The sequence below is a fragment of the Streptomyces sp. NPDC001890 genome (assembly GCF_042891445.1).
GTDB lineage: Bacteria > Actinomycetota > Actinomycetes > Streptomycetales > Streptomycetaceae > Streptomyces.
In genome coordinates this window covers 1-6,355 of sequence record NZ_JBIATE010000006.1, presented here as the reverse complement: position 1 = coordinate 6,355, position 6,355 = coordinate 1, and the positions used below count along the sequence as shown (strand labels likewise).

The 6,355-nt window shown below is 72.6% G+C and carries 7 protein-coding genes; 4 read left to right on the top strand and 3 right to left on the bottom strand.

Features of this window, described 5'->3' with window-relative positions; genetic code table 11:
• On the bottom strand, positions 1-1,256 hold a 1,256-nt coding region (locus ACFYY1_RS18245), incomplete at its 3' end, for an 8-amino-7-oxononanoate synthase (RefSeq protein ID WP_388586306.1).
• 142 nt (positions 1,257-1,398) lie between these two features.
• Here ACFYY1_RS18245 and bioB point away from each other — a divergent pair.
• The 4 genes from bioB (at position 1,399) to ACFYY1_RS18225 (ending at position 5,309) form a co-directional block, all read left to right on the top strand.
• Positions 1,399-2,565, top strand: a complete 1,167-nt coding sequence (gene bioB / locus ACFYY1_RS18240) for a biotin synthase BioB (RefSeq protein ID WP_388586305.1) — start codon at positions 1,399-1,401, stop codon at positions 2,563-2,565.
• Entirely contained in the window at positions 2,558-3,862 is a 1,305-nt protein-coding gene (locus ACFYY1_RS18235) for an adenosylmethionine--8-amino-7-oxononanoate transaminase (protein WP_388586303.1), read from the top strand. Before bioB ends, ACFYY1_RS18235 begins: the two co-directional genes overlap by 8 nt.
• Before the next feature lies 1 nt (position 3,863).
• Positions 3,864-4,553: a dethiobiotin synthase gene (gene bioD, locus ACFYY1_RS18230; protein ID WP_388586300.1), complete on the top strand. Its 690-nt coding sequence runs from the start codon at positions 3,864-3,866 to the stop codon at positions 4,551-4,553.
• Positions 4,554-4,631: 78 nt separating this feature from the next.
• Positions 4,632-5,309, top strand: coding sequence for a class I SAM-dependent methyltransferase (locus ACFYY1_RS18225; protein ID WP_388586297.1), 678 nt, complete (start codon positions 4,632-4,634; stop codon positions 5,307-5,309).
• Between the two features lie 96 nt (positions 5,310-5,405).
• On the opposite strand, the gene ACFYY1_RS18220 is transcribed toward ACFYY1_RS18225, so the two are convergent.
• Together ACFYY1_RS18220 and ACFYY1_RS18215 are read right to left on the bottom strand one after the other, a co-directional pair.
• Complete coding sequence (locus ACFYY1_RS18220) at positions 5,406-5,777, bottom strand: fic family toxin-antitoxin system, toxin component (RefSeq protein ID WP_376685618.1); 372 nt, start codon at positions 5,775-5,777, stop codon at positions 5,406-5,408.
• Complete coding sequence (locus tag ACFYY1_RS18215) at positions 5,774-6,001, bottom strand: antitoxin (protein ID WP_388586294.1); 228 nt, start codon at positions 5,999-6,001, stop codon at positions 5,774-5,776. Before ACFYY1_RS18215 ends, ACFYY1_RS18220 begins: the two co-directional genes overlap by 4 nt.
• Positions 6,002-6,355: the final 354 nt, after the last annotated feature.

The following is a 6,355-nucleotide window of genomic DNA, read 5'->3' as shown; positions in this document are numbered from 1 at the left end:
GGGGCCCCCCCCCCACGGGGGGGGCCGCCCGGGCCCCCCCCCCCCCGGGGCCCCCCCGGGGGGGGCCCCCCCCCCCGCGGGGGGGGGGGGGGGGGGGGGCGGCCCCCCCCGGCCCCCCCGACGGGAGCGGTCCGCCGTACGACCGACACGGCGGCGGCGATCTGCTCCTCGGTCAGATCGGCCCGCGCCGTCAGCCGCAGCCGGGACACTCCGTCCGGCACCGACGGGGGCCGGAAGCAGCCCACCGCGATTCCGGCGGCACGGCAGTCGGCCGCCCAGCGGACCGCCGCGTCCGCCGAGGGGGCGCGCACCGAGACCACGGCGGCGTCCGGCCGCACGGCGGTCAGACCGGCCCCGGTGAGCCGCTCGTACAGCGCCGCGGCTACGGCCCGGGCCCGGGCGGCCCGCTCCGGCTCGCGGCGCAGCAGCCGCAGGCTCGCGAGTGCGGCGCCCGCCGCGGCCGGCGCGAGGCCGGTGTCGAAGATGAACGTCCGGGCCGTGTTGACGAGGTGTTCGATGACCCGGGCCGGGCCCAGGACCGCTCCGCCCTGGCTGCCCAGGGACTTGGAGAGGGTGAGCGTGGTGACGATCCCCTCGTCGCCCGCGAGACCGGCGGCGGCGAGCGCCCCTCGGCCGCCGTCCCCCAGCACGCCCAGGCCGTGTGCGTCGTCGACGAGCAGCGCGGCGCCCTCGGCCCGGCAGACCCCGGCCAGTTCGGGCAGTGGTGCCGCGTCGCCGTCGACCGAGAAGACCGAGTCGGAGACGGCCAGCGCCCGTCCTCCGTGCGCCTGCAGGGCCTTGCGCACCGCCTCGGGATCGGCATGTGCGACGACGGCGGTTCCGGCGCGGGAGAGCCGGCAACCGTCCACGATCGAGGCGTGGTTGCCCGCGTCGGAGACGATCAGCGAGCCATGACCGGTGAGCGCCGTGACGGCCGCGAGGTTGGCCGCGTAGCCCGATGACAGCACCAGGGCGGCTTCGAAACCGCAGAATTCGGCCAGTTCGCCTTCGAGTTCGGCATGCAGTGCGGTGGAGCCGGTGACCAGTCGGGATCCGGTCGCGCCCGCGCCCCACTCGCGCGCCGCCCCGGCGGCGGCGGCGGTGATCTCGGGGTGGCGCGTCAGGCCCAGATAGTCATTGCTCGCGAGGTCCAGAAGTCCGGACGCGGCGGGCCGGGGGCGCAGGGTCCGGACGAGTCCGGCGTCCGCGCGGCGGCGCGCCTCGGCGTCGATCCAGTCGAACGGGTCGAAGGGCATGAGCAGTCCCTTTTGTAGGCAGCTCACAGACCCTAACCGTGGTTGCAACAGGTCATGGTGTGGCAATACACACACCCTCGGCGGGCTCTGTTGTCCGGTTCCTCCTTGGCTGCGGGCCGTGCCGTAGGCCAGGATCTTGACCATGGACCTCCTGAACACGCTGGCGGACAAGGGGCTGCGGCGCGAGCTGCCGACCCGCGAAGAAGCCCTCGCCGTACTGGCGACCTCCGACGACGATCTGCTCGAAGTGGTGGCCGCGGCCGGAAAGGTGCGCCGTCAGTGGTTCGGGCGGCGCGTGAAGCTGAACTATCTGGTCAACCTGAAGTCCGGTCTCTGCCCCGAGGACTGCTCGTACTGCTCGCAGCGGCTCGGCTCGAAGGCCGGGATCCTCAAGTACACCTGGCTGAAACCGGACGAGGCCTCGAAGGCCGCCGCCGCCGGGGTGGCGGGAGGTGCCAAGCGGGTGTGTCTGGTGGCCAGCGGGCGCGGTCCGACGGACCGCGATGTCGAGCGGGTGTCGGAGACCATCGAGGCGATCAAGGAACAGAACGAGGGCGTCGAGGTGTGCGCCTGCCTCGGTCTGCTCTCCGACGGACAGGCCGACCGGCTGCGTTCGGCGGGTGCCGACGCGTACAACCACAATCTCAACACGTCCGAGGGGACGTACGGGGACATCACCACCACCCACACCTACGCCGACCGGGTGGAGACCGTCCAGCAGGCGCAGGCCGCCGGACTCTCGGCATGTTCCGGACTGATCGCCGGTATGGGCGAGAGCGACGCCGACCTGGTCGATGTCGTGTTCTCGCTGCGCGAACTGGACCCGGACTCGGTGCCGGTGAACTTCCTCATCCCGTTCGAGGGAACCCCGCTGGCCAAGGAGTGGAACCTCACCCCGCAGCGCTGTCTGCGGATCCTGGCGATGGTCCGGTTCGTCTGCCCGGACGTGGAGGTGCGGCTCGCGGGCGGGCGCGAGGTCCATCTGCGCTCGATGCAGCCGCTGGCCCTGCACCTGGTCAACTCGATCTTCCTGGGCGACTACCTCACCAGCGAGGGGCAGGCGGGTCAGGCGGACCTGGACGTGATCGCGGACGCCGGATTCGAGGTGGAGGGGGCGGGCACGACGACGCTGCCCGCGCACCGTGCGGAGTCCGGCGGCGGCTGCGGTTCGCACGACGGCGGCTGTGCCCCGTGCGGTGACGCGCCCGGGGAGGCCGCGCCCGATGCCCCGGAGGTGCCGGCCGCGCGCACGGATCTGGTGGCGGTCCGCCGCCGGGGAGCGGGAACGGATCTCGCCCCCAATGCCTGAGGCCCTCTCCCCGGCCGAGCTGCGGTCCCTGGACCGGGCCCACGTCTGGCATCCGTACGGCCCGATGCCGGGACGTCAGGAGCCGCTGGTCGTGGAGTCCGCGTCCGGGGTGCGGCTGAAGCTGGCCGAACCGGCCCACGGGCAGAGCGAGTTGGTCGACGGCATGTCGTCCTGGTGGTCGGCGGTGCACGGCTACAACCATCCGGTGCTCAACGAGGCTGCCCGTGATCAGCTGGGGCGGATGAGCCATGTGATGTTCGGCGGACTCACCCATGAGCCCGCCGTGCGGCTGGCCACCCGGCTGGTCGAGATCACTCCGGAGCCGCTGCGGCACGTCTTCCTCTCCGACTCGGGGTCGGTCTCCGTCGAGGTCGCGGTCAAGATGTGCCTGCAGTACTGGCGCTCGGCCGGGCGGCCCGCCAAGCAGCGGCTGCTCACCTGGCGCGGCGGCTATCACGGGGACACCTGGCAGCCGATGTCGGTCTGCGACCCCGAGGGCGGCATGCACGAGCTGTGGTCGGGGGTGCTGCCCCGCCAGGTCTTCGCGGACGAGCCCCCGGCCGGTTTCGACGCGGAGCCGGACGCCGCGTACGTACGGCATCTGCGGGAGTTGATCGCCGAGCACGCCGACCGGCTGGCCGCGGTGATCGTGGAGCCGGTGGTGCAGGGTGCGGGCGGGATGCGGTTCCACTCCCCCGCGTATCTGCGGGTGCTGCGCGAGGCGTGCGACGAGCACGAGGTGCTGCTGGTGTTCGACGAGATCGCCACGGGCTTCGGCCGCACCGGACAGCTGTTCGCCGCCGGGCATGCGGGGGTCTCCCCCGATGTCATGTGTGTGGGCAAGGCGCTGACCGGCGGCTATCTGACGATGGCGGCGACCCTGTGCACCTCCCGGGTGGCGGAGGGCATCGCCGACGGCGAGGTGCCGGTGCTCGCGCACGGACCGACGTTCATGGGCAACCCGCTCGCCGCCGCGGTGGCGTGCGCCTCCGTCGATCTGCTGCTCGGCCAGGACTGGGAGCGGGAGGTGAAGCGGATCGGCGCGGGGCTGCGGGAGGGTCTCGCCCCGGCGTCCGGACTGCCCGGGGTGCGGGACGTACGGGTGCTGGGCGCGATCGGCGTCGTACAGCTCGATCACGAGGTGGACATGGTGGCCGCGACCCGGGCGGCGGTGCGGGAAGGGGTGTGGCTGCGGCCGTTCCGCGACCTCGTCTACACGATGCCGCCGTATGTGACCGGTGACGAGGATGTGGCACGGATCTGCCGCGCCGTGTGCGCGGCCGCGCGAGAGGGCTGAGATGACGGTTCTGGTAGTGACGGGGACGGGCACGGAGATCGGCAAGACGGTCGTCACGGCGGCCGTGGCGGCGGCGTGCGCGGACCGCGGCGTCGCGGTGCTCAAGCCGGCGCAGACGGGGCTGGCGCCCGGCGAACCCGGTGATGCCGCGGAGGTGGCACGGCTGGCTGGTGGCCATGTCACCGCGGTCGAACTGGCCCGGTTCCCCGAGCCGTTGGCGCCCGCCACGGCCGCCCGCCGGGCGGGGCTCCCGCCGGTGCGGCCGTACGAGATCGCCGACGCGGCGCAGAAACTGGCGACCGAACACGATCTCGTACTGATCGAGGGTGCGGGCGGCCTGCTCGTACGGTTCGACGACGAGGGCTCGACCCTCGCCGACGCCGCCCGGCTGCTGGGCGCGCCGGTACTGGTCGTGACGCCCGCCGGTCTGGGCACGCTCAACACCACCGCGCTGACCGCGGAGGCGCTGCGGACCCGGGGGCTGGGGTGTCTCGGCGTGGTGGTGGGCAGCATGCCCGCCGAGCCGGATCTCGCGTCGCGCTGCAATCTGGCGGATCTGCCCGTGGTGGCGGGCGCCCCGCTGCTGGGTGCGGTGCCGGCCGGTGCGGGGGCGCTGGAGCCCGCCGACTTCCGTGCGCGGGCCGGGAGTTGGCTCGCGGCGGAGCTGGGTGGGAATCGGCCCGCCGGATGAGCGGATGAGCGGCGCGGGACGGGGGAGAATCTAAGTAGCCGCACTTTCTGCCGGAGCGCCCGGTCGAGGAGGTCCGTCATGCGTCTGCGCAGCACGAGAATCCCACAGGACGCGGTGCACCACCCCGTCTTCGCCCGGTTCTACGCCCGGATGAGCGTGGTCGCGGAGACCAGGGCGGGGCTGGCCGCGGTGCGCTCGGAGCTGCTGGCCGGCATGTCCGGCCGGGTCATCGAGATAGGCGCGGGCAATGGCCTGAACTTCGCGCACTACCCGCCCGCGGTGTCGGAGGTGGTGGCCATCGAACCGGAGCGCAGCCTGCGGCGGCTGGCGGTGCGGGCGGCTCTGCGTGCCGGGCTCCCGGTGGATGTGGTGCCGGGCACGGCGGAGGCGCTGCCGGTGAAGAGCGAGGCGTTCGACGGGGCGGTCGCCTCGCTGGTGCTGTGCAGCGTACGGAATGTGGAGCGTTCGCTGGCGGAGGTCGTGCGAGTGCTGCGTCCCGGCGGCGAGCTGCGCTTCTTCGAGCATGTGCGGGCCGACGACCGGGCCATGGCGGTGACGCAGCAGGCGCTGGACCGTACGCTCTGGCCGCTGATGACGGGCGGCTGCCATACGGGGCGCGACACCCTGGCCGCCATCGAGAGGGCCGGATTCGTGGTCGAGACGTACCGCAGGGTCAGGATGCCGGAGTGGGGAATCCGGCTGCCCACGTCGACATGTGTGCTGGGTGTGGCACGCCGCCCGGTCGTGGCGCCCTGACGCGCGCCGGTCCGCCGCGGCACGCGGACGCCGCACACGGATCGGTCCACCGCCGGCTCGTCGCCGGGGCGGTCAGGGGCTTCGCCGCCGGGACGGTCACAGGCTCCACTGGCGGAGTTCGTCGGCGATGGCCCGGACGTCGGCCTTGCCCTCCTTGACCAGCCGGGCCAGGTCACGCACCTGCTCCGGCGAGGTGACGACCTTGAGTCCGGAGGCGACGAGATAGCCGTAGGCGACGGCCGAGGAGAACATCGCGTTGGAGTGTTCGAGCGCGGGGACATGGAGCAGCAGCTGCAGGAGCGCGGCGGCCCGGGAATGCGGATCGCTGTAGACGGGGCTGCCGAAGATCTCGGCCTCATGACGGGCCACGGCGGCCACGAGCGCACCCCAGTCGACCACCTGCGGGTCACCGGGGGTCTTGTGCTCGGCCACCATGAGCAGCCAGGAAAGGTCGATCTGGAGGTTCAACGCGTGCCTTTGCGCTCCGGGCCGAGCTCTTCGGCGAAGACCGACTCGTACTGCTTCATGAAGTCGGCCGCGGCTTCGACGAAGGTGTGGCCGACCTCGCCCGCATCCTGCCGCACGAGTTCCTCTATGTAGCGGTTCACGCTCACCCCCCTCTGCAGCGCGCGCTGTCGCGCGGCCTCGGCGGTGGCCTCGTCCACTCTCACGTTCAGCTGAGTCTTGGGCACAGCAACACGCTAGCGCGCACGCGCTAGCACCGGCAAGAGAAGTGCACCGGGCCGACGCACGGGCCGCCGCACGGGAAACGCCTGCCCCAAACCCCCGAAACGGCCCTGTGGATGTGATGCCACCCATAGGGGCCACGTCACATCCTAGGCCGGATAGTAGGAACGGGCCGTCCCAAGCGGCATGAAAACGGTCCAGAGTGGTTCATTTCGGACATTGCTCCGTATTGGGGTAGTACGTCACATCATTGACCCCCGTCCGGGCCGCCGCTAACCATGGTTCTCGTCGCAGTCCACCGCGACCGGCCCGGACGGACCACCCGCCGGACCACGCAGGGCCCCCGCCCCGCACGCCGC